The following is a 23,809-nucleotide window of genomic DNA, read 5'->3' as shown; positions in this document are numbered from 1 at the left end:
TCGCCGGCCTGCTGGCGATACTCAAAGCGGGCTGCGCGTACGTGCCGCTGACGAGCGGCGATCCGGCCGAGCGTCTGTCGGCGCTGCTCGGCGACGCCGACGTGTCGGCGCTGCTGCACCTGCCGGGGCAGGGGGATACTGCCCGCGCTATTGCGGGCGGGCGGCCATTGGTCGAGCTGGACCTGTCGGCGGCGGCCGACTATCCGCCGCACGCGGACTCGGCGGCCAACGCCGAGTCCGCGCCGCACCACCCCGGCAGCGGCGAAGACGAAGCGTACGTGCTGTTCACGTCCGGCACGACCGGACGGCCCAAAGGCGTCCGCGTCCGCCATCGCAGCGTGACGCGGCTCGTGCAGGGCACCGGCCTGCTTGATTTCGCGCAGGCGCGCGTGCTGCAGACCGGCGCGCTGGCGTTCGACGCCTCGACGTTCGAGATCTGGGGACCGCTGCTCAGCGGCGGCTTCGTCTACCTGAGCGAACCGGCCGAAGTGCCGGACGCCGCGCATTTGGCCGAGCAGCTGCGGAAGCATGACATCAACACGATGTGGATGACGGCGCAGCTGTTCAACCATTATATGGACGACGACCCGGCCGCCGTGTCAACGCTTGACGATCTTTTGATCGGCGGCGAACGTTTGTCGCAGCGTCACGTGTCCAAGCTGCTGGAACAACCGCAGCGGCCGCGCCTCATTAACGGCTACGGCCCGACCGAAAACACGACGTTTTCGCTCATGCACGTGATCGAAGACGTGAACGGTCCGCTGCCGATCGGACGTCCGATCGCGAACAGCACGGCGTATATTCTTGATCCCGGCGGCCGGCTCTGCGGTATCGGACAGCCCGGCGAACTGGTCGTCGGCGGAGACGGGGTGGCGATCGGCTACCTCAACCGCCCGGAGCAGACGGCGGAGGTGTTCGGCGAAGATCCGTACGCCGCGGGCGGCACGTGGTACCGCACAGGCGATCTGGCCCGCTGGCGGCCGGACGGCACGGTCGATTATTTGGGCCGGACCGATACGCAGGTGAAGATCCGGGGTTACCGGGTCGAGCCGGGCGAGATCGAGCATGAACTGCGGAGCGTGAGCGGTGTGCGCGACGCGGCGGTGACGGTGCGCGAAGACGAGTACGGCGCGGCGTATCTGTGCGGGTATGCGGCCGCCGACGACTCGGTAGACGTCGAGGAGATCCGGCGCGAGCTGGGCCGGCGGCTGCCGGGTTATCTGGTGCCGGCGTCGATTACGCGGCTGGAACGGCTGCCGATGACGTCAAACGGCAAGCTGGACCGGGCCGCGCTGCCGGAACCGGCGGCGCCGCAGGCGGCGCAATACGCCGCGCCGCAAAATGAACGCGAAGCGGCTGTGATCGAAGTGTTCGAAGACNGCCTGGGCCGGGACGCTTCGTTCTTCGAACTGGGCGGCCATTCGCTGCGCGCGACGCGGGCGATCAACCGGCTGGAAGCGCGCACGGGCGTGCGGCTGCCGCTGACGGCGATCTTCGAAGCGCCGACACCCGCGGCGCTGGCGCTGCGATTGCAGGAAGCGGAACACCGCGTGTATGTGCCGATTCCGGCCGCGCCGGTGCAGCCGGCGTATCCGATGTCGTCGGCGCAGAAGCGGCTGTATCTGATCCAGCAGCTGGAAGGAGCGGGCACGGCGTATAACCTGCCGGGGCTGCTCGAACTGGAAGGCGATTTGGATCTGCTGCGGATCCGCTCGGCTTTTGCGCAGTTGATGGAGCGGCACGAGAGCCTGCGGACGAGCTTCCATCTGGAAGACGGCGAGCTGATTCAGCGGATCGAGCCGCAGGTCGAAGCGGTGGTAGAGTTCGAAGAAGGCGAAGCGGACGAAGACCGGGAAGTGTGGCTGAGCCGCTTCGTGCGTCCGTTCGAGCTGGACACGGCGCCGCTGATACGGCTCAAAGTGATCCGCACCGGAGGGGAGCGGGGCGCGCTGCTGTTCGACCTGCATCATCTGATCGCGGACGGAGCGTCGATGAACGTAATTACGCGCGAGTTTTCCCGGCTGTACGCGGGCGAGAGCCTGCCGAGGCCGGAGCGGCAGTACAAAGACTACAGCGAATGGATGCGCCTGCGCGACCAGGGAGCGGCGGAAGAGTACTGGCTGAAGCAGTTCGAAGAGGCGACGCCGGTGCTGGACCTGCCGCTCGATTACCCGCGCGGGCAAATGCAGAGCTTCGCCGGCGCCAGCTTCCATGCCGTCGCTCCGGCGGAGTTGTCCGAGCGGGTCCGGCGGTTATGCCGCGATACCGGCACGACCGAATACATGGTGTTTTTGTCCGCGTATTTTATTTTGCTGAGCCGGTATAGCCGGCAGGCCGACCTCGTCGTCGGCACGCCGGTCGCGGGCCGGACGCATCGGGATACCGAGAACATGGTCGGCATGTTCGTCAATACGCTGGCGATGCGGGCGCGGCCCGAATCGGATAAGCGGATCGTCGATTTTTTGCGGGAGATCAAAGATCTGTGCCTGACCGGCTTCGACTATCAGGAGTTCCCGTTCGAGACGTTGATTGACCGCGCTTCGTTCAACCGGGATTTGTCGCGCAACCCGCTGTTCGACGTCATGTTCGTGCACCAGAATAACGAACAGGAAGAATTGGCCGCGCGCCACGTATCGTTCGGCGACGTCGAAGGAGACGCCGGATCGGCCAAGTTCGATATGACGCTGACGGTGGACGGCGACGGCCGCGACCATCGTATCCACTGGGAATACTGCACCGACCTGCTCGGCGAAGCGACGGTGCGCCGTTATGCGGAACATTTTCTGCGCATTCTCGAAGCGATGACGCTTCGTTCTTCGCAGCGGATCGGCCAGATCGACAGTCTGAACGCGGTGGAGAGCGAATTGATTCGCGAGACGTTCAGCCAGGGCGCGGTCCGGGCCGCGCCGGAAGACACGTTCGTCGACCGGTGGGCCGAGCAGGCCGCGGCGTTCCCGGATCGCACGGCCGTCGTCTGCGGGGCGGACCGCCATACGTACGGCGAACTGGAACAGAAAGCGAACCGGATCGCCAACGCCTTGATCTCCTGGGGCATCTCGCCCGGAGACGTGGTCGCTTTCGCGCTGCCGAGAGGGCTTCCGCTCGTGGCGGCTGTGCTGGGCATTTTGAAAAGCGGAGCCGCGTTCCTGCCGATCGAACCGGATTACCCGGAAGACCGTATCCGGTTCATGGTCGAAGACAGCCGGGCCAAAGTGATCATGACCGAGCAATCGGCTTATGCGCTCGTATTCCGGCACTGCAAGCAGGTTCCGGTCGACGTGCTGCTGAGCGGAGGCGAATCCGAAGCGCCTGCCGTTCGGCCGCTGCCTTCCGACCTCGGCTACTGCATCTATACGTCGGGTTCGACGGGAACGCCCAAGGGCGCCCAGCTGTCCCACGGCAATCTGATGAACTATGTGCTGCACGCCCGCGAGTCTTACGTGAAGTCGGCGCCCGTCATGCCGCTCTTTACGAGCATCTGCTTCGATCTCACGCTCACTTCGCTGTTCCTGCCGCTGCTGGCCGGCGGCCGGATACACGTGTACAGAGACGGGATCGAGCACGATCTGTTCGCCGTGTTCCGCGATACGGAGCTGACGATCATCAAGCTGACGCCTTCGCATCTCAAGCTGGCCGCCGGCTCGCCCGAGGCGATGCCGCTGCCCGGATTGGAATGCCTGATCGTGGGCGGCGAAGAACTGGAATCGAGAACGGCGCGCGAAGCGCTGCGGACGTTCGGGGCGCAGATCGAGATCCATAACGAATACGGCCCGACAGAGACGACCGTCGGCTGCTGCGACTACGTGTTCGATCCCCGTTCGGAGCGCCGGGCGGTGCTGATCGGCCGGCCGATCGCCAATACGCAGACGTGGATCATCGGCGAAGGCGGAAGCCTGTGCGGAATCGGCATGCCGGGCGAGCTGTGTATCGGCGGCAGCGGCGTCGGCCGGGGTTACTTGAACCTGCCGGAACGCAGCGCCGAGACGTTCGTGCCCGACCCTTATTCGCCGGGCCAGCTGCTGTATCGCACAGGCGATCTGGCCCAGTGGCTGCCGGACGGGCAGATCGAGTATCTGGGACGTATCGACGAACAGGTCAAGATTCGGGGCTTCCGCATCGAGCTGGGCGAGATCGAGGAAGTTATCAAATCGGCTCCGGGCGTAGCCGACGCCGCGCTGGCGATCAAGCGCGATCCTGCCGGCGAGCCGGTGCTGTGCGCCTACGTCGTCGGAGAACGTCCATGCGAGGCGTCGCATCTGGCCGTTATTGCCGACCGGCTCCGGGCAACTCTTCCGGATTACATGATTCCCGAACGGATGATGGCGATCGGGGCGCTGGACGTGTCGGCCAACGGCAAGCTGGACCGCAAAAAACTGCCCGATCCCGTCTGGGCGCAGACGGAACCTTACACGGCTCCGGCGACGGAGCTGGAGACGGAATTGACGCTGCTGTTCGAGCAGACGCTCGGTGTGCCGCGGATCGGTCGCACAGATCACTTTTTCGAGCGGGGAGGCAATTCGATCAAAGCGATCAAATTGATCGCCGGTCTGCGCAGACTCGGGCACTCGCTGTCGATCGTGCATTTGTTCAAGCATCCGACACCGGCCGCGCTTGCCGTTTTCCTGGACGAGCAGGCCGAATTCGGCCGCCAGAGTGCCTCCGCAGACGAAGCCAATCCGGCTGCGAACGAAGCCGAACCGTCCGCGGCCGACGCCAAGCATCCGGCGAACAGCGCGCCTGCGGGTGCAGAGACGGCTCAAGCGGCGCTCGCGCTGATGGAGAGCCGGGCGCGGAACCTCGCGGCTGCGCCCGCGGAAGCGGTTCGTCCGCTGTCTCCGGTGCAGCGGCTGTCTTACCGGATGGGCGTCAGGTCCAGCTACGCGGAACGCGCGCTGAACCGCGACGTGAATCCGGAGACGTTCGAAGTCGTCATGCAGGGCATGTTCCGCCGGCATCCGCTGCTGCGGTCGACGTTTGTGATTGGCGGCGAAACGTGGGAGAGACGGGAGTTGGCGTGCCCGGCGCGTATCGACGTGCCGCTGCTGGACTGGTCTGCCAAGCCGGAAGCGGAGCAAGAAGCGGCGATCGCGGCGATTCGGGCTTCGTATACGGAGTTCGACGACGAACTTCGCTATGACGGGAAGTCGCTTGCGCACCGCATGATCCTGATCAAGCGAAGCCGGAACGATTATTTGTTCCTTATGACCTGCACGCATCTGATCTTCGACGGAATGAGCAGCCAGGCGTTCTGCGACCAACTGTCCGACGAATACGACCGGCATCCCGTCTCCGGCGAACACGACGCCGAAGTGTACGATTACCAGCATTACGTCGACCAGATCCTGCGCGGGCCTGTCGGCGTCACCGAAGCGGAGATCGTCGAACGCCTCGATCTGAACCGGTTCCGGGACTCGGTCGTCCGGTACCGCGAACGGCTGGCCCTCGCTCCGCTGCATGCGTTCCGCACCGTATGCGAAGTCGAAGGCGCGCAGTCGCAAGGGCGGATCGAAGCGCTGCCGGAACTGCCGGGCGAATTGTACCGGGCCGTTCTGCTGTTCCTGTTCCCCGACGCGTCTATTCCGATCTTTAACGTGCATACGGGCCGAACGTACACAGATCGGCGCTACCACGATTATTTGGGCGAATTTATCGATTTCGTGCCGTGCGTCGTCGATCCTTCGGCCGTGGCGGACTACGGAGCCGATATCGCGGACAAACTGGAATTTATGAGCCGCCACAATATCAACATGTCCGCGCTGCTGGTCGATGAACAACTGCGCGGCCGTTATCCGGGACTGTCGGCTTTGTTGGCCGATATTCGGCCCGAGCAGCTTGATATTCCGGTCTACAACGATTTGTCGATCTTTGACGCACGGGATACGGACGCGGAGCCGTTCCTGCGGGAAGAAGCGGAACGTTCCGCCGCCAGGGCCGACGATACGGAACGTTTCGATCCGTTCGCGACCGGCATCGTGTGGAACGGGGACCGGTTCTACGTTCAGACGGTCTGCACCGAAGGACGGGAAGACGAACTGGCCGCGCACCTGCGGTCTTATATCCATAAACGGTTGAGCGAACTGCCGGTCCTGTAGACCGGCCATGCGCATTCTTCGCCTCGGCTGCCGACGCTTGCAAGCGGCAGAGAGAAGAAGAATGCGCTTTTTTTTGCTCCCCATCGGGTGAAAATGCAGTATGATAGACCGTAGAAGTATTCAATAAAAACGTTTCGATCCAAGTTTGCGCCTCTCGTGGCCGCGGCTGGCCGGATCGAAGCAAACGGGAGGATTTTATATGAATCGGCAACGAAATAACGATTCGCAAACGGAACGTCTCGGCGCATGGACCGTCATGACGTTCAATCTGCGCACCCACACGGCGAACGACGCCGGCAACGAATGGACGCAGCGGGCGCCGTGGGCGGCGCGGACGATCGCGGATCTTGCGCCGGCTGTGGTCGGCGTGCAGGAAGCGTATCCGCTTATGCTGGACGATTTGCAGCGGGAACTGCCGGAGTACGACCGGATCGGCATGGGGCGCCGGGGCGAAGCGGACGACGAAGCATGCGCCATTTTCTATCGGCGGTACCTGTTCGAGCTGCTCGGACAAGGCCAGTTCTGGCTGTCGGAGACGCCGGAGACGGTCGGTTCGCTCGGCTGGGACAGCGATTACCCGCGGATCTGCACCTGGGGACGCTTCCGCTTCCGGGCTTCCGGGCAGGAAGTACGCGTATACAATACGCATTTCGACCATATCGGCGAAGCGGCGCGGATCGAAGGCGCCAAGCTGGTCGCTTCGGTCATGCGTTCGCACGAAGCGGAATTTCCGGGCGGCGCGTCGATTCTGATGGGCGACATGAACGGGTTCCCGTCCGACGCCCCGCTGCGCTACCTGCGCGGCGAACTGCCGGCGGAAGGCCCGGTTCCGGCGCTGCAGGATGCCTATGCCAAGCTCGAAGGCGAGATCGGACGCACGTTCCACGATTTCCTCGGGGGACTCGAAGGCGAACCGATCGATTACATTTTCGCGACCGCTCCGCTTGAAGTGCGGCGCAGCTTTATCGAACGGCGCGAGTTCGCGGGCAAATATCCGTCCGATCATTACCCGCTGGTCGCGGAGCTGGTCTACGCCGGAAGCTGATCCTGCGCCCGTTCCGATGACCGAATACGATGCGGCACACTTCCCGTTCGCGCATGCCGATGCGCGGGCGGGAAGTTTTTTTGCCTTACCCGCCGCGAAATCGGCGCAAAAAAAGCATTGACCCTCACGCCGCGTCATCCTTTATGCTGAGGTCAAAGACCGAGGAGGTGGGGAAAATCGCTTTGAAAGTCAAAGAAGTATCGCAGCTCGCCGGCATTAGCGTCCGCGCGCTGCATCATTACGACGAGATCGGGCTGCTGAGGCCGGAGCGGACCGCGGAAGCCGGATACCGGCTGTACGCCGAACAAGATCTGGAGCGATTGCAGCAGATTTTGTTTTTCCGCGAACTGGGCTTCACGCTGCAGGAAATACGCGGGATACTGGACGATCCCGCTTTTGACCGGCTGGAAGCGCTGGAGCTGCAGCGGCGCCTGCTTGAGCGCAAGCTTGAGCAGACGCGCCGCATGATTGACAATATCGACCGCACGATCCGACATGCCAAAGGAGAGATCGGGATGACCGACGAACAGCGATTCGAAGGAATAGAGTTTACGAATGATCCGTATGAGCGGGAAGCCCGCGAGCGGTGGGGAGATGCGAGGATCGACGAATCGAAGAAGAAGCTGGCCGAAGCGGCCCGCACGCCGGGCTTGAGCGCGGAGCTGCAGCGGGAATGGGAAGAGCGGGTGCAGTCGCTGGCCGGTATTCGGCACGAACATCCCGCCTCGCTGATCGCGCAGCAGGAAATCGGGCGCTGGTGCGACTTTTTGCACCACTTCGGCACGTATTCGCCTGAAGCATTGGCCGGGCTGGGACGACTGTACACGGAAGACGAACGCTTTACGGCCCATCTCGACCGGTACGGCGCCGGGCTGGCGGCGTTTATGGGCGCGGCGATGGAAGAGTATGCCCGCCGGCACGGATCGGAAGATTGACGGAACCCCGACCGACTTTGGACGTAGAAAGAGTCTGGAGAGACATTTTACGGAAAAAGGATGATGGGGATGGAATCGAGAAACCCGGTTTTGGGCAGAAAAATATTTGATCGTGCGAGGGAAGACCTGATCGGCTCGGGCGCGATGACGCTGGGCGGAACGGTGCACAAGACGTTCGTGCTGCTGCTTCTGCTGATCGGAGGCGCGGCTTACACCTGGTACCGGTTCGATCAGGGCATGGACGTCTACGGCATCATGATCGCGGGCGTCGTGCTGGGCTTGATCGCGGCGCTGGTCACGAGTTTCGTGCCGAAAATCGCTTTTATTACCGCTCCGCTGTACGCGATCTTTCAGGGATTGGCGCTTGGCGCGATCTCGGCTTCGTTCGACAGCCAGTATCCCGGCATCGTCATCAACGCGGTACTGATCACGGTCGGCACGCTGTTTGCGATGCTGCTGCTCTACGTGACGCGGATTATCAAAGTGACGCCGGGCCTTCTCACCGGCATCATCGTAGCGACGTTTTCGATCATGCTCGTGTACCTGTTCGATTTCGTACTTGGCTTTTTCGGAATCAACGTCCCGTTTATCCATGAATCCGGCCTGATCGGTATCGGAATCAGCCTGTTCGTCGTCGTGATCGCGTCGCTGAATCTGCTGCTGGACTTCGATTTTATCGAGCAGGGCACGCGTCAGGGCGCTCCGAAATATATGGAATGGTACGGCGCGTTCGGCTTGATGGTGACGCTCGTATGGTTGTATCTGGAAGTATTGAAACTGCTGTCGAAATTGAGACGGAACTGATCGAGCGCATATGAAAAAGCCCGCAGCGAACAACGCTGAGGGCTTTTTGGGTCGGGCAGGAGAGCGTGACGGTCAAGGTTTCTGCTTGGCGCGGAAGGCCGAGACGGCGGAAGCCAGAGCGCTGCGCGCCTGAGCGAGCCGGGCATCGGTGCCGACTTTTTCCAGCGCGCGCTGCGCTTCGTTGATCGCCCGGCGCAGCGCGCCGAAAGCGGAAGCCGGATACTGGCCGGAGCGGATGCCCCGGGGCAGGTCGAGCAGCGCACGCGCGGCGGCGAGATCGGCGGACAGTCCGGCCGCCGGCGTTCCGGACTCCGGCAGGCTGGCGTAGGCCGCCCGGACCCCGGCGAATGCGGCTTCGATCGCTTCCGGCGCGCCGAAGGTGGCGAGTCGCGTCTCCAGCTCCCGCACGGCGGCGTCGAAGCCGGCCGTTTGCGCCGGGGACAGCCGCCCGTCGACCGTCCGGTTCAGCACGTCGGTCCGGTAGCGGAACGTTTGGGCGAACAGGTCGGCCCGTCCGCCGCGCAGATCTTCAAAGTCCGCTTTGGCGTTGAGATACGCCCAGAAGATCGGCCATACGTCCGGATTCCAATAATCCCGGGACACGAGCGGATAGAGCTGATCGCGCATCAGCGCGATTTGCTGCATGAACCGCTCGGCATCCGCTTCGGTGCGTTGGCCGGGTTCGCTGCCGAACTCTTCGTACAGGCGAAGCTGGAGTTCCTGTTCGAACAGGATCGTGTCGACCGGGACGTTATAGACGCCGGCGTACAGCTCGTACTGCGGAAAATCGTGCACAGACTGCGCGGCGGCCGTCAACTCTTCGCGCGTCGAAGCGGGATCGAACGCGGCGCGAAAAGCGGCAAGTCCGGCCGTTTTGAACGTTTCGTAAAATGGATCGTAATCGGAAGGACGATCCGGAAATTCGTTGAATGCGTACAGCGCTCTCGCTTCCCGCAGCAGGCGGACACGGTCTTCGTCCTGCAGTCCGATCCCGGAAGGCGGCCGGATGCCGGATGCCGACGAAGGAGACACGGAAGCCGAAGTCAAATCGGTCGGTTGTTGGGCAAGCACGGGCACGGAGCCGAACAGAAGGAGCGCGGCAAGCGCCGACAGCGGAAGTCGTGCGAAAGTTCGACGATCGAAAAAGGTCAAGATCAGGACCTCCCTTATGACGGATTGGGGTGGGCATAAAAGTCCAGCAGCGTTTCCATATATATTTTGTAAACGGTAAAACCGTCTTCTCCGCCAGCGAGCCGGCTGCTCAACACGGCCATTTTGTCGATCAGCGCCTGGACTTTGGCATCCGAATATCCGCCGGGCGCGTCGCTTCTCGGATAATGCATGATGAAATAAGTGGACATTTTGTCGAGAATATACGAAGTGGAAGGGCGGCCTTTTTCAAAAAAATCGTGGAAAGAGAAATCGACGTAGCGCAGCGCGCGGGATAGTTGGGCCGGCGTGGCGTTCGGATTTTGCGCGACGGCGGTCGTCTCGGTCACGATCCGGTCTTTGTACGTGACGGCGAACAAGTCGGGCAGGCTGCCGTGCAGAGAGGAAGGCGTCATCAGTTCCGCGCCCTGCTTGAACACGGAAATTTCGTACAGCAGCTGCTTGCGCGCGGGATCGTCCATCGGGGCGGGGGGTAAAGCCGAAGCGGCATGAACGGCAGGGTCGGAAAAAGCGGGCGGGAGCGGAGCGAGCCATAACGGCACGGCCAGAGCGGCGGCGGCCAAGCCCGGGAGCGTTCTTTTTCTGCGACGATTCAATGGAACAGGCCTCCTTCGAATAGGGATTCACTGCGTTAATACACAGGGGGCTTTTTATCCAAACGGCAAAATCAACGAACCGGAAAATTTCACGTCCGTTCAGCCAAACGGCTTGCAGACGGTACAGCGGCGCGCAGCGGACAGAACCATGCCGAAAAGCCCGGATCCGGCAGCGGATACGGGCTTTTTTTAACAGTGAACCGCAAAATCATTGATCTTCAGGCCTGCATACTCAACCCTCAATCTTCGATCGTCGACAAATCGCCGGCCGGAAGCTTCAGCTCCCACGCTTTGAGCACGCGGCGCATGATTTTGCCGCTGCGCGTTTTGGGCAGCTTATCCTTGAATTCGATCTCGCGCGGAGCCGCGTGGGCGGACAAGCCTTCTTTGACGAATTTCGTAATTTCGGCTTTGAGTTCGTCGCTCGCTTCGTAGCCTTCGCGCAGCGAGATGAACGCTTTGATCACTTCGCCCCGGACCGGGTCCGGCTTGCCGATCACGCCCGCTTCGGCCACGGCCGGATGCTCGACCAGCTTGCTCTCGACTTCGAACGGGCCGACGCGTTCGCCGGACGTGTTGATCACGTCGTCGATCCGGCCCTGGAACCAGAAATAGCCGTCTTCGTCCATGTAGGCGGAATCGCCCGAAATGTACCAGCCTTCGATACGCGTGTATTCTTCGAACTTGGCCGGATTGTTCCAGATTTGGCGCATGATCGACGGCCACGGCGTACGGATCGCCAGATTGCCCATCCGCAGCGGCGGCAGCACCTGGCCCTGATCGTCGATGATCGCCGCTTCGACACCCGGGATCGGCTTGCCCATCGAACCGGGACGCATGTCCATCGAAGGATAGTTGCAGATCAGCTGCGCGCCCGTCTCCGTCATCCACCACGTATCGTGAATGCGCTGCTTGTACACGCGGTAGCCCCAGCGGATCACTTCCGGATTCAGCGGTTCGCCGACGCTCAGCACATGCCGCAGCGAAGACAGGTCGGCCGCTTTGACCGCTTCGTCGCCCGCGCCCATCAGCATGCGGAACGCCGTCGGCGCGCTGTACCAGACCGTGACCCGGTAGCGCCGGATCGTCTCGTACCAGTCCTGCGGACTGAACCGGCCGCCGCGGATCACGTTGGTCACGCCGTTCAGCCACGGAGCGAAGATGCCGTACGACGTTCCCGTCACCCAGCCCGGATCGGCCGTGCACCAGTAGACGTCGTCTGGCCGCAAATCGAGCACGATCCGGCCCGTATAGCCGTGCTGGACCATCGCGCCGTGCACATGGTAGACGCCTTTGGGCTTGCCGGTCGAACCCGACGTGTAATGCAGGATCAGGCCGTGCTCGCGGTCGACCCATTCGATCTCCGTTTCCGTCGACGCTTCGCCCATCAATTTATGGAAGTCGGCAAACGGCGAGTCGCCGGGCAGCAGGCTGTCGTCGGCCGACGCTTCGCTGCCGCCCGGCTTGGAGCTGTCGACCAATACGACGTGCTTGAGTTCCGGCAGCTCGTGCGCGGGAATACGCTCGGCCAGCTTCGGCGTCGTGACGATCGCGACCGCGCCGCTGTCCTGCAGCCGGTCGCGCACCGCCGTTTCCATGAACGCCTCGAACAGGGGACCGGCGATCGCGCCGATCTTGATAATGCCGAGCAGCGTAAAATAAAGTTCCGGCGTGCGCGGCATGAAGATAAAGACGCGGTCGCCTTTGCCAATGCCCAGAGTGCGCAGCATGTTCGCCGCCCGGTTCGATTCCTGCCGCAGCTGCTCGAACGTATACGATTCTTCGCGCTCCGGGTCGCTGTAATGCAGCGCGATCTTGTCGCCGAGCCCCGACCGCGCATGGCGGTCGATCGCTTCGTGCGCCAGATTGAGCCGGCCGCTCCCGGCCCAGCTGAACTTCTGCTCTTCGTCCGCCCAATCGAAATTTTGCCGGGCTTGTTCGTAATCGCCCAGATTGGATCGCTGCGCCTCGGCGCCAATGATTTCTACCGTGTCCTTGTCCATAAGAGCCTCCAGTCGCCAATAGAATGAGGGGAAGCCGTGCAGCTTCGACCCTGACAATCCTTACAAATGTAGCGCTTACAAATAACGGTGAAAATAAAGCTTCGGCGCGCAAAACAGCGGATGTCCGATGATGCGGACGGCGCCGTTTTGCCTCGACAGAGACGCGCCGAATGTTCGGTCGTCCGACAGATTCGCCGGACGTATCGATTTCGCAGAAAGTATACCTGTTTTTACGGCCGTTGTCATCCATGCTCTAGCATTGGGAAAGGTATCCATATGGCGTTCGGCGAATAAAGGGGGTATGATAAACGTATCATATTCGGAACCGCACGCCCCGAAGGCAGCCTTTTTTGTCCGTCTGCCGGTTCGAAAAGGCTGCTGTTCGAAGCAAGGAGGCCGCATGGAGCATATCAAGCTTTATCGGGAAGAAACAGTCGGGGAAGGGGAGCGGCGCCGGGTCGTGCAGGGGCCGATGCGGCCGGAGGATCTGGACAAGCTGACGCTGCATCCGCAGCTCGACGCGTTTCGGCGCCCCGCCGAACAGCATGCGGCGCTGGTCGAGATCGCCGGGCTGCCGGAAGGGCGGATCATCGCGGCGGTCGAAGGCGAAACGGTCGTCGGCTACGTCACGTTCCATTATCCCGATGAATACGAACGCTGGTCGGAAGGGAAAATGGACGATCTGATCGAGCTCGGTGCGATCGAAGTTGCAAACGATTACAGAGGCGAAGGGTTGAGCAAAAAACTGCTGGAGATCGCTTTTTCTGGCGGTCAGCTCGACAATGCGATCGTGTTCACGACCGAATATTATTGGCATTGGGATCTGGAGAGCACGCGCCTCAGCGTCTGGGATTACCGGAAAATGATGGAGGACCTGATGAAAAACGTCGATATGGTCTGGTTCGCCACGGACGATCCGGAAATTTGCAGCCATCCCGCCAACTGCCTTATGGTGCGGGTCGGCCGGTACGTGCCGCAGGATTCGGTCGAGGACTTCGATCGGCTGAGATTCCGGCAGCGCTTCATGTATTGAGACCCGTGTCAAACTCGGACTGAAGCAGGCAGGGAAGTGTTTCGATTTTGGGAAACAGACGAAAAAGAGGCTTTATAAAGTTTTTTTTATAAACGATCTTTACAAAGAAATTCGTTTGAAAAACAGGCAGGACAGCCAAAGGAGGAGCCTTGGGATGCGGGACGCCGTTTATTTGTTTCACCCGAACAGCCTGAATTACGTGTTCGGCCAAAATCACCCGTTCGACCAGCGGCGCATTACGTTGACCCGCGACCTGCTGCGGACGGCGGGCGCTTTTCCGACGGACGGAGAGATCCTGCCGGCCGACCGGCTGGACGAAGAACTGCTGCATGCGGTACACGTACCCGAATACGTCGAGCGGGTCAAAGCGCTCAGCGAGCCGGCGCCCGACGACGGACTCGTGGGCGACGCGCAAAAATACGGCCTCGATACCGACGACACGCCGTTTTTCCCCGGCATGCACCGCAGCGCGGAGATCATCGCGGCGGCTTCGGTAGCGGCGGCGAAGCTGGTCATGGGCGGCGATGCGCGCCACGCGGTCAACCTTGCGGGCGGGCTGCATCACGCCATGCCGCAGCGCGGCTCGGGCTTTTGCGTGTACAACGACGCTTCGATCGCCATTTCCTTTATCCGCAAACAGTACGGCGCGCGGGTGCTGTACGTCGATACGGACGTGCATCACGGCGACGGGGTGGAAATGTCGTTCTACAGCGATCCGGGCGTCTATACGTATTCGATTCACGAGACGGGCAAATATTTGTTTCCCGGAACGGGACTGGTCGAGCAGCGCGGCGAAGGCGAAGGATTCGGCTGCACGGTCAACCTGCCGATGGAGCCGTATACGGAAGACGATTCGTGGCTGGAATGTTTTGGCAGCGTTTTGGACGACGTGCTGCGCAAAGCGAAGCCCGATATCATCGTCAGCCAGCACGGCTGCGACGCGCATGCGCTCGATCCGCTGGCGCATGTGCACTGCTCGATGAAAATCTACCGCGAGATGCCCCGGATGCTGCACGAAGCGGCGCACGCTTACTGCGGCGGGCGCTGGGTGGCGCTCGGCGGAGGCGGCTACGATATTTGGCGCGTGGTGCCCAGAGCGTGGGCGCTGCTATGGATGGAGATGAGCGGCCATCCGCTGCTGCGGCAGATCGACGCCGATCCCAAGCTGCGCCTGCCGCGCGAGTGGCTGGAACGCTGGGGACCGGAAAGTCCCGAAGAACTGCCGGAGACGTGGCTCGACGATCCCGCGTCGTGGAGCCCCATGCCAAGACGCGCCGAGATCGAAGCCAAAAACCGGCGTGCGGCGGAACTCGCTTCGATGTATTTGCGCTAGGGGCGCGCAGCGCTTTGCAGCGTCCGACATGCGCGCTGGTGTATAATAACAGGGAGCACACAAAAAGAGAGGTTCGGCGCATTGCGCCGGCCCTTTCTTTTTGACCCATACACGGAAAGAAGGGCGAAACGATGAACAAAAGCGGCAAACTGCTGATCGGAGGTTCGTGGATCGACACGGCCGAGACGATCGAAGTGACCAATCCGGCCAACGGAGAACTTGTCGGCCGCGCGGCCAAAGCGACGGAAGCGGACGCGCTGGCGGCGGTCGACGCGGCTCACGGCGCGCTGGCTTCCTGGTCGGCGCTGCCGGCGATCGAACGGGGCCGGCTGCTGCTGAACTGGCATGCGCTCGTCGAGCGGCACCAGAGCGAACTGGCGCGCATCATGACGCTGGAGCAGGGCAAGCCGCTGGCGGAAGCCGCGGGCGAGATCGCCTATGCGAACAGCTTCATCCAATGGTATGCCGAAGAAGGCAAACGGGTGTACGGCGAGACGATTCCCGCTTCGTCGCCGAACAAGCGGATCTGGGTCATCAAGCAGCCGGTCGGCGTGGCGGCGATGATCACGCCTTGGAATTTCCCGGCTTCGATGATTACGCGCAAAGTCGCCCCGGCGCTTGCCGCCGGCTGCACGGTCGTGATCAAGCCGTCGGAAGAGACGCCGTTCACGGCGCTGCGCCTGGCGGAACTTGCGGTCGAAGCCGGCATTCCGGACGGCGTCCTCAATATGGTGACAGGCGTGCCGGGCGAGATCGGCGGCGTCTGGCAGCGCGACCCGCGCGTGCGCAAGCTGTCTTTTACCGGATCGACCCGCGTGGGCAAACAGCTGATGCAAGGCGCCGCCGGCACGATGAAAAAGCTGTCGCTGGAACTCGGCGGGCATGCGCCGTTCATTGTGACCGAACATGCGGATCTGGACAAAGCGGTCGACGGCATGATGGCTTCCAAGTTCCGCAACGGCGGCCAGACGTGCGTCTGCACGAATCGCATCTACGTGCACGAGAATCTGATTCAACGCTTCTCGGAACTTGCCGCGCGCAAAGTGTCGGAGCTTGTGGTCGGCAGCGGCCTCGACGAAGGCACGGAGATCGGCCCGCTGATCAATGAAGCGGCGGTCGACAAAGTGCTGGCGCAGATCGAGGACGCCCGCGCCAAAGGCGCGCAGGTGCTCGCGGGCGGCTCGCGCGCCATCTTCGCGGACGGCGGCCATTTCGTGCAGCCGACGCTGCTTGCGAACGTGACGGACGATATGGTCTGCATGAACGAAGAAACGTTCGGCCCGCTCGCGCCCGTCTCGTCGTTCCGCACGATCGACGAAGTGATCGAACGCGCCAACCGCAGTCCGTACGGGCTGGCGGCTTACGTGTTCACCGAGCGGATCGGCGAAGCGGTAGAGATCGCCGAGCGGCTGGAATTCGGCATCGTCGGCTTGAACGATCCGCTGCCGTCCACCGCGCAGGCGCCGTTCGGCGGCTTCAAGGAAAGCGGGCTCGGCCGCGAAGGCGGCCGCTACGGCATCGAAGAATATCTGGAAGTCAAATACGTTTCGTTGGGACTTTGAGTACCTGGGCGCTCTTGAAGCGGCGCCCGGAAAAGCGGGAGGGCAAGCTGAGATGAGATTCGAAGAATTTACGCTGGGGCGGACGTTCACGACGTCTTCCCTGGTTCTGAGCAAAGAAAGCATTATCGCATTCGCGTCCGTCTACGATCCGCAGTATATGCATCTGGACGAAGCCAAAGCGGCGGCCGGCCGGTTCAAAGGGCTGATCGCGTCCGGCATCCAGACGATGGCCGTCTCGTTCAAGCTGTGGGTGGAGACGGGCGCGTACGGCGAAGAAGTCGTGGCCGGCACGGCGATGAACGACGTTCGCTTTATCAAGCCGGTCTATCCGGACGACGAGCTGCACGTGGAAGTCGAAGTGATTTCTCTGGAAGAGAGGCGGCGCAGCGGCATCGTCACCGTGCGGCTGTCAACGTTCAATGCCCGCGGCGAGCAGGTGTTCAGCGGCGAGTTGTCGGCGCTGATCGGCAAGTAAGGCATAACAAAGTTGTCATCCGATTGTAGTTTTCGAAGGAAGAGTTGCCCGGCCGCCGTCTCTACAATGGAAAAGAAGCTTCTACCTATCCATTGCGAAAGAAGGACGAATCACGATGACGACTTTATCGACGACGAAGACCAAGGCACCGGGCGGCATGCCGGACGGCCGGATCAACGTGCTCGACCAGCTGCGGGGCGTCGCCCTGTTTGCCATTTTCCTGTGCAATCTATCCAATCTTACAGGAGCCTTGATGGACGAAGGAGACGTCGCCAGCAACACGCTGTGGCGCGCGATCGACGTGCTGTTCGCGAACAGCGCTCGTCCGCTGTTCTCGTTCATGTTCGGCATCAGCATGATGCTGATCTTCGACGGCGCCGTGCGCAAAGGCCGCAGGCCGTATCCGATGCTGCTGCGGCGCATGGGCATGCTGCTGCTGTTCGGCGCGCTGCACGTATTCGCCGTCTGGGACGGGGACATCCTGTTTATGTACGCGCTCGACGGACTGATGCTGATGCTGTTCGTCTGGATGCCCAAGCCGCTGCTGCTGCTCTCGGGTCTCCTGCTGTTCCTCGTCAGCTCGTACGAACTGCAGGCGGCGATGAGCCCGGAGCTCTCGAACGTCCTGCTGACTTTCTCGCCGACTTCGCGGCTGTACGGGTGGATCGGAGGCCTGCCGAATCCGGACGCTTTTTACATGAATCCGTATCTGTCCACCTCGTTCAGCGAGCTGGTGCTGGCGATCGAACATCTGAGCTTTTTCCTGTTCGGCATGTATGCGTATCGCAGCGGCCTGTTCGTACGCCTGCCCAAGCATCCGCGCCTCGCTTCGGCGCTCGGCGCGCTGCTGCTTCTGCTCGGCTGGACAGGCAAGTTCCTGTACGGCGGTCCCGGCAACAATCCGTGGATCACGACGCTGCATCCGGTCGCCTGCTTTGCGGTGACTCTTGGCGCGGTCCTGCTGATCGTGGGGCTGGCCGGAACCGCAGGGTCGAGAGTCGGGCGTCTGCTTGAGCCGTTCCGTGCGGTAGGGCGGATGGCGTTCACGAATTATTTGATGCAGTCGCTGGTGTTCGTCACGCTGTTCACGGGCTCGGGCCTTGGCTTCTTCGCTTCGATCGGCGTGATCGGCAGTTTGCCGTTCTCGGCTTCGGTCGCGATCGGGCTCGGTTTCTTCGCCCTGCAGATGATTGTCAGCCACTATTGGCTGCGCGCGTTCCGGTACGGGCCGTTCGAGTGGCTGTGGCGGGCGGGCACGAATCTGGAATGGCCGCCTTTCCGAAAAAGGGAAGCGGAGCCGACACCTGCGGCCGCCGCGTCGGCAGACCTGCCCGGCAGCGGCGAACGCCGGATGGACTGAACACTTCCCGCAGCCCGACAGCCTTTGTCAAAAAAGACGCAAAAAAGCCGCTTCCCGCCGACGCAACTTCGGCGGAGAAGCGGTTTTTTTCTCTGCGGTCGCTGTTTGTTACTCGCTGTTATTCGCTGCCGCCGTTACGTTCGCTGACGTCGCTGCGGATCGCCGTCACAGAGGATCGACTTCCCGCCGGGTGTCCGTATAGACGGATATGAGCACGATCGCCGGTTCCGAACCGGCGTTCCACACCCGGTGCGGCACGCTTGCATTCCAGCTGAACGCATCGCCTTCGCCGAGTTCGTAGAGATCTTCGCCCTGCTGGGCCGTGACCGTTCCGCGTACGACGACATGCACTTCTTCGCCTTCGTGCGCGTGCGGAACGTCGCCGGACGACGCGCCCGGCGACAGTTCGACGATCGTCATGCGCAGATGCGGCGTACGGCCGATATGCGAGATGGAGACGTTCTCCGTGCCTCCGGACGTCTGGCGCCGCTCGCTTTGGCGGGTGACCTGCATCCGTTCTTCCGTTTGCAGCAGGAGATAGGCCAGCGGCACGTCCAGCGCTTTGGAGATCTGCTCCAGCGTGGAGATGGACGGCGACGTTTTGTTGTTCTCCACCTGGCTCATAAAGCCCTGCGACAAGCCGGTTGCCGCGCAGATCGAAGCGATCGTGATGCCTTTGCGCTTCCGAACGGTGCGGATATTGGAACCGAGATCCATAGGTATCGCTCCTTTTCTGGGACAGGTCGGTCTTTCGTTTCATTATCCTATCAATTTTGGGCTCTTTTTGCCAGCTTTTGCGCGGTAAAAGCCCCGGGCGGAAAGAGGCAAAGCGGGTATATAAAAAGGGAAAGCGAAACCAATGAGGGAGGTATGAACATGGATCTGGGACTCAAAGGAAAATCGGTCTTCGTCGCCGCGGCGAGCAAAGGGCTGGGACGGGCAGCGGCGCTCGAATTTGCAAGGGAAGGCGCCAACGTCACGATCGCGAGCCGCAGCGAAGAACGGTTGTCGGAAGCCAAACGGGCGATCGGCGAAGCGACCGGCGTCGAGGTGGCGACGGTCGTCATGGATGCGGGCCGCGCAGACGACGTGCGGCGGGCGATCGAGCAAGCGGCGCGGCGCTTCGGCGGACTCGACGTGCTGATAGGCAATGCGGGCGGGCCGCCCGGCGGACGGTTCGACGATATGGACGACGCGGACTGGCAGGGGGCGTTCGAGCTCAATCTGCTCGGCACGATCCGTATGATCCGCGCGGCGCTGCCGCATATGCGCCAGGCGGGCGGCGGCCGGATCGTCAACCTGACTTCGACGTCTATCAAGCAGCCGATCGACGGCCTGATTCTGTCGAACGTGCTTCGCTCGGGCGTGAACGCGCTGACCAAGACGCTTGCGACCGAACTTGCACCGGACGGTATCTTGATCAATACGGTGGCTCCGGGCCGGATCGCGACCGACCGCATCGCGGAGCTGGACGAAGATAAGGCGGAGCGGACCGGGCGCCCGATCAAAGAAATCCGGCAGGAGAACGAAGCGCAAATCCCGCTGGGCCGGCTCGGACAGCCGGACGAATTCGGCCGGATCGTCGTCTTCTACGGATCGTTCGCCAATACGTATGTCACCGGGCAGGCACTGCTGGTTGACGGGGGAGCGGTCAAAGCGCTGTAGCAGGCAGCGGATCGGCTCGCGGGCCGGTCTGCCGCTCGGGCGCGGCGTCCGTAAGCGCGGCAAGAAGGCTCTTTTTCAAATATGATGGTTTTTACATAAAAATAGACTTGACACTGACCCGCCGGTCATCTAACATGTACAACGAAACTCAACAAGAAGGCTGGTGTGCGGATCATGAATCAAACCAATACCAAATGGATCGTCACGGGGCTGCTGCTCAGCATCCTGATGGCCGCGATGGACAATACGATCGTCGCGACCGCGATGGGCACGATCGTGGCCGATCTCGGCGGGCTGGACCAGTTTGTCTGGGTCACTTCCGCCTACATGGTCGCCACGATGGCCGGCATGCCGATCTTCGGCAAGCTGTCCGACATGTACGGCCGCAAACGCTTTTTCGTGTTCGGACTGATCGTTTTCCTGATCGGCTCGGCGCTGTGCGGGCTGGCGCAGACGATGACGCAGCTCAGCCTCTTCCGGGCGATCCAGGGGATCGGCGGCGGGGCGCTGATGCCGATCGCGTTCACGATCATCTTCGATACGTTCCCGCCGGAGAAGCGGGGCAAGATGACCGGCATGCTGGGAGCGGTCTTCGGCCTCTCAAGCGTGCTCGGACCGCTGCTCGGCGCCTACATCACCGATACGATCGGCTGGCACTGGGTGTTCTACGTCAACGTGCCGATCGGGATCGTGGCGCTTGCGCTCATTCTAAGCTTCTACAAGGAATCGGCCGTGCACCAGAAGCAGCGTATCGACTGGGCCGGCGCTTTTACGCTGGTCGTCGCGATCGTCGCTTTGATGTTCGCGCTGGAACTGGGCGGTTCCTACGGCTGGTCGTCGGCGCCGATCCTCGCGCTGTTTGCCGCGTTCGCCGTGTTCTTCATCGCGTTCGTGCTCGTGGAACGCAAAGCGGCCGATCCGATTCTGCCGTTCTGGCTGTTCAAGCGCCGGTTGTTCGCTTCTTCGCAGGCGCTGGCCTTTTTGTACGGCGCGACTTTTATCATCTTGACGGTCTATATTCCGCTGTTCGTTCAGGCGGTGTACGGCGGTTCGGCGACGAACGCCGGATTGATCCTGACGCCGATGATGCTCGGTTCGGTGGCGGGCAGCGCGATTGGCGGCATTTTCCAGACGAAAATTTCATTCCGCCGCCTGATGACGGTGTCCGTCATCTCGTTCTTCGCGGGCATGGCGCTGCTGGCGTTCATGTCGCCGGATACGTCGCGCGTGCTGCTGACGGTCTACATGGTGCTCGCGGGCTTCGGCGTCGGATTCTCGTTCTCGATGCTGCCGACCGCTTCGATGCACAATCTGGAGCCGAGGTACCGCGGAACGGCCAACTCGACCAACTCGTTCCTGCGTTCGTTCGGCATGACGATGGGTATTACGGTGTTCGGAGCGATCCAGAGCAGCGTGCTGGCGAACCGGCTGGCGGAAGCGTTCGCCGGGCAGGAAGGCGGAGCGGCGGCCGGATTCGGCGGCGACCTGCGCCAGGTGTTCCAGTCCGACGTGCGTTCGCAGATTCCGCCGGAGATCCTCGACAAAATCGTAAACGCGATGTCGGATTCGATTACGGCCATGTTCCTGTACGCGCTCGTTCCGATCGCTCTGGCCGCCCTGGCCGTCGCGTTCATGGGCAAAGAAAAAGCCGGGTCGGAAGAAGTGAAGTAAATTGAAGTAAAGTAAAGTGAAGTAAACAAGCCAAAGCGGAAGTACAAGCAGCAGTAGAAGTAGTACGACAACCAGAACCCATCCTGCCGAAAAAAGGCTGACCCCGCATCGTCCGATGCGGTAGGTCAGCCTTTTTTGCGTGTTTTCCTGTTTGCGTATTCGCGTTCTTGCGTGTTCACACGCTTCGGATCTCCCGCTTTACGGCGCGGCTGCCCGGATTTCCTCCAGCGCGCTCCGCAGTTCCGGCTCCGCTTTTTTGGCTGTGCGCGCCAGCTTGTCGGCGCCGCCGAACAGCCGGTACCGCACCGTGTCCCGTTCGTGTTCCGGCAGCATCTCAAGCGAGGTCAGCAGCAGCCGCGCAAGTTCCGGCGTGTCGATCGGGCACGGCTTCATCGGCTTGGCGGACTGGCCGCTCGCCAGCAGAATCGCGACCAGAACCGGCAGCGTGCGCCCGCTCAGCCCGTGGGCCGCGACGAACGCGGACGCATATTCGTCCTGCGCCGACTGGTGCTCCGTATCGACGAGCGCCATATACCGCAGCAGCAGCGGGAAATACGCTTCGCTGCGCAGCCCGAGCCCGAACACGGCATAAGTGCCGGGCATGACCGACTTTTCGCCGGGTTCGACGTCGTTGTACCAGGCGTACTCTTCCATCGCCAGCTCCGCGTACCGGGCGACCGCCGGGAACAGGGCCGGGTAATGCAGCGTATTGGCGAAAAAGCGGTGCAGCGGCGATTTGGCCAACGTTTTGAGCGGCAGCCAGCGCTTTTCGCCGCTTTTGAGCTTCAGGGCGTATGTGTTCGGAAATCCTTGCTCCAGCAGGGCGCAGAGATCGTCCAGCGCTTCGCGGTAAGCCGATTCTTCTTCCGCCAGCAGCTTCAGCTCGATCGACTGGAGCACGTCGTTCGCTTGACCCTGGAACAGGCTGCCGCGGCGCCGGCTGTCCACAATCCCGCTGCCGGCCGTCACATAACGCCGGGCCGTATCCGAACCGAGCAGATCGGCATAGCCCAAATATTGCAGGCGGAGATCCGGCTCGGATTCCCCGATCTTGAGCGCGGCATAGACGAAAAAGTTCAGGCTGTCCGCGTCGGCCTGAGGCCGCTCCGTCTCCGGTTTCGGCGTGAACGAGAGCGAATATTCGCCCGCGGGCTCGAAATAACGGGGAAGAAACAGCCGTTCCGCCCAATTCCGCAGCGCCCGCTTGTATTCGCCGCGCCACTGCGCAAGCCGCTGGGGCTGATCGCGCAGTTTGCCGCTGACTGCAGATAGCAGCGGTTCGATCTCGTCGGCGTCCGGCGCGTCTCGTCTTTCCGGCAAAAAATCGGGATTGAAAAGCAGCTCCGCGAAAAAGAACAGGTCTTCTTGTTTGGGCCGGGCGGGACCGGGCGCAAGCACTTTGCGTGCGATAAAAGCATCCAGCGTCTGGCGCAGCTGCTCCCGTTTGTCCGCGTCGATAAGCGCGGCAGCCAGCTTCAGCGGCTGCTTGCGATCGGCGCGGTGGAATTCCAGTTCCAGATCCAGCCGATAATCGAAAAAGCGCGCTCCCATTTGCCCCGACTTGCGCAGTTCGACGATTTTTTGCTGCAGGGCGGGCCAGAATTCATCCCGCAGCTTGTCGTCGGTCCACGCTTCCGGATTCTGTTCCGGATCAAAGTCGAGCTCGAATCTGTAGGCGCTATCGCTCCACGGCAGCGGTTCGTACACGTCGATCGCGAGCTGCCGGGGCGATAGGCCGCGTTCCGGCAGCGAGCGGGTGATTTTCACATAATTAAAAATGCCGGCCTGCAGCGGGCTCCAAGCGGAGATCTTATCGATTCGGCGTTTTTCCCTGCCGTAGATGTCTTCGAGCCGCTCCCACACCTGCCGCAAAAAAAGTTCGACTGCCTGCTCCATGATCGAGCCTCCCGATAGGTTTTTGGAATCACTTTTTAAAATAGGTTTTTTAGAATAGTTTGAGGAAATCAAGAAAAATAGGTAATTTGGAATTTTGCACAAATCAATCCAACGAGTTACAATCAATCACAGCAGCAGCGGAAATCCGTTCCGCTCTTCACAACTGGAG

17 protein-coding genes (1 of these 17 only partly in view) are annotated in these 23,809 nt (G+C 61.7%); 12 read left to right on the top strand and 5 right to left on the bottom strand.

Translation table 11 applies throughout. The features are described from left to right. From FTE24_RS03790 to FTE24_RS03770, 5 genes are all read left to right on the top strand, one after another. Positions 1 to 51 carry the 3' end of a condensation domain-containing protein gene (locus FTE24_RS03790; protein WP_160441638.1) on the top strand. It extends 1,614 nt beyond the left edge of the window, so the window shows 51 of its 1,665 coding nt (coding positions 1,615-1,665); its start codon lies beyond the left edge, outside the window; its stop codon occupies positions 49 to 51. Next, a complete protein-coding gene (locus tag FTE24_RS03785) occupies positions 42 to 6,092 on the top strand; it encodes a non-ribosomal peptide synthetase (protein WP_160441637.1) in 6,051 nt (2,016 codons plus the stop codon). The genes FTE24_RS03790 and FTE24_RS03785 overlap by 10 nt, the downstream gene beginning before the upstream one ends. A gap of 199 nt (positions 6,093 to 6,291) precedes the next feature. Then, a complete protein-coding gene (locus tag FTE24_RS03780; RefSeq protein WP_150229478.1) occupies positions 6,292 to 7,137 on the top strand; it encodes an endonuclease/exonuclease/phosphatase family protein in 846 nt (281 codons plus the stop codon). A 176-nt stretch (positions 7,138 to 7,313) separates the two neighbouring features. After that, positions 7,314 to 8,072, top strand: a complete 759-nt coding sequence (locus FTE24_RS03775) for a TipAS antibiotic-recognition domain-containing protein (RefSeq protein ID WP_150230677.1) — start codon at positions 7,314 to 7,316, stop codon at positions 8,070 to 8,072. 69 nt (positions 8,073 to 8,141) lie between these two features. Then, positions 8,142 to 8,876: a Bax inhibitor-1/YccA family protein gene (locus tag FTE24_RS03770; RefSeq protein ID WP_150229476.1), complete on the top strand. Its 735-nt coding sequence runs from the start codon at positions 8,142 to 8,144 to the stop codon at positions 8,874 to 8,876. A gap of 72 nt (positions 8,877 to 8,948) precedes the next feature. Here FTE24_RS03770 and FTE24_RS03765 read toward each other — a convergent pair whose 3' ends face one another. The 3 genes from FTE24_RS03765 to acsA form a co-directional block, all read right to left on the bottom strand. Continuing rightward, a complete protein-coding gene (locus FTE24_RS03765; protein ID WP_150229474.1) occupies positions 8,949 to 10,028 on the bottom strand; it encodes a hypothetical protein in 1,080 nt (359 codons plus the stop codon). 14 nt (positions 10,029 to 10,042) lie between these two features. Further along, the gene (locus tag FTE24_RS03760; RefSeq protein WP_150229472.1) at positions 10,043 to 10,642 is read right to left on the bottom strand and encodes a hypothetical protein; all 600 of its coding nucleotides are present in this window, start codon (positions 10,640 to 10,642) and stop codon (positions 10,043 to 10,045) included. Between the two features lie 239 nt (positions 10,643 to 10,881). Continuing rightward, positions 10,882 to 12,645 carry an acetate--CoA ligase gene (acsA, locus tag FTE24_RS03755; RefSeq protein WP_150229470.1) on the bottom strand — a complete coding sequence of 588 codons (1,764 nt, stop codon included), beginning with the start codon at positions 12,643 to 12,645 and terminating at the stop codon, positions 10,882 to 10,884. Between the two features lie 400 nt (positions 12,646 to 13,045). On the opposite strand from acsA, the gene FTE24_RS03750 reads away from it, so the two are divergent. From FTE24_RS03750 to FTE24_RS03730, 5 genes are all read left to right on the top strand, one after another. Continuing rightward, complete coding sequence (locus FTE24_RS03750) at positions 13,046 to 13,678, top strand: GNAT family N-acetyltransferase (RefSeq protein WP_150229468.1); 633 nt, start codon at positions 13,046 to 13,048, stop codon at positions 13,676 to 13,678. Positions 13,679 to 13,832: 154 nt separating this feature from the next. After that, the gene (locus FTE24_RS03745) at positions 13,833 to 15,011 is read left to right on the top strand and encodes an acetoin utilization protein AcuC (RefSeq protein ID WP_150229466.1); all 1,179 of its coding nucleotides are present in this window, start codon (positions 13,833 to 13,835) and stop codon (positions 15,009 to 15,011) included. Between the two features lie 131 nt (positions 15,012 to 15,142). Further along, positions 15,143 to 16,573 carry an NAD-dependent succinate-semialdehyde dehydrogenase gene (locus tag FTE24_RS03740; RefSeq protein ID WP_150229464.1) on the top strand — a complete coding sequence of 477 codons (1,431 nt, stop codon included), beginning with the start codon at positions 15,143 to 15,145 and terminating at the stop codon, positions 16,571 to 16,573. Between the two features lie 52 nt (positions 16,574 to 16,625). Then, positions 16,626 to 17,048, top strand: coding sequence for a MaoC family dehydratase (locus FTE24_RS03735; RefSeq protein ID WP_150229462.1), 423 nt, complete (start codon positions 16,626 to 16,628; stop codon positions 17,046 to 17,048). Between the two features lie 115 nt (positions 17,049 to 17,163). Beyond that, positions 17,164 to 18,408 carry a DUF418 domain-containing protein gene (locus tag FTE24_RS03730; RefSeq protein WP_150229460.1) on the top strand — a complete coding sequence of 415 codons (1,245 nt, stop codon included), beginning with the start codon at positions 17,164 to 17,166 and terminating at the stop codon, positions 18,406 to 18,408. A gap of 165 nt (positions 18,409 to 18,573) precedes the next feature. On the opposite strand, the gene FTE24_RS03725 is transcribed toward FTE24_RS03730, so the two are convergent. Next, positions 18,574 to 19,125, bottom strand: a complete 552-nt coding sequence (locus tag FTE24_RS03725) for a helix-turn-helix domain-containing protein (protein ID WP_150229458.1) — start codon at positions 19,123 to 19,125, stop codon at positions 18,574 to 18,576. A 159-nt stretch (positions 19,126 to 19,284) separates the two neighbouring features. Here FTE24_RS03725 and FTE24_RS03720 point away from each other — a divergent pair, with 159 nt between their 5' ends. Beyond that, positions 19,285 to 20,073 carry an SDR family oxidoreductase gene (locus FTE24_RS03720; RefSeq protein WP_150229456.1) on the top strand — a complete coding sequence of 263 codons (789 nt, stop codon included), beginning with the start codon at positions 19,285 to 19,287 and terminating at the stop codon, positions 20,071 to 20,073. 174 nt (positions 20,074 to 20,247) lie between these two features. Beyond that, positions 20,248 to 21,744 (top strand): MDR family MFS transporter, encoded by a 1,497-nt coding sequence (locus FTE24_RS03715; protein WP_150229454.1) that lies wholly within the window; start codon positions 20,248 to 20,250, stop codon positions 21,742 to 21,744. Positions 21,745 to 21,942: 198 nt separating this feature from the next. Here FTE24_RS03715 and FTE24_RS03710 read toward each other — a convergent pair whose 3' ends face one another. Further along, a complete protein-coding gene (locus tag FTE24_RS03710; protein ID WP_150229452.1) occupies positions 21,943 to 23,640 on the bottom strand; it encodes a DUF6138 family protein in 1,698 nt (565 codons plus the stop codon). Between the last annotated feature and the right edge of the window lie 169 nt (positions 23,641 to 23,809).

This window comes from Saccharibacillus sp. WB 17 (assembly GCF_008634075.2).
Classification (GTDB): Bacteria; Bacillota; Bacilli; order Paenibacillales; family Paenibacillaceae; genus Saccharibacillus; species Saccharibacillus brassicae.
This window is presented reverse-complemented; position numbering and strand designations above follow the sequence as displayed.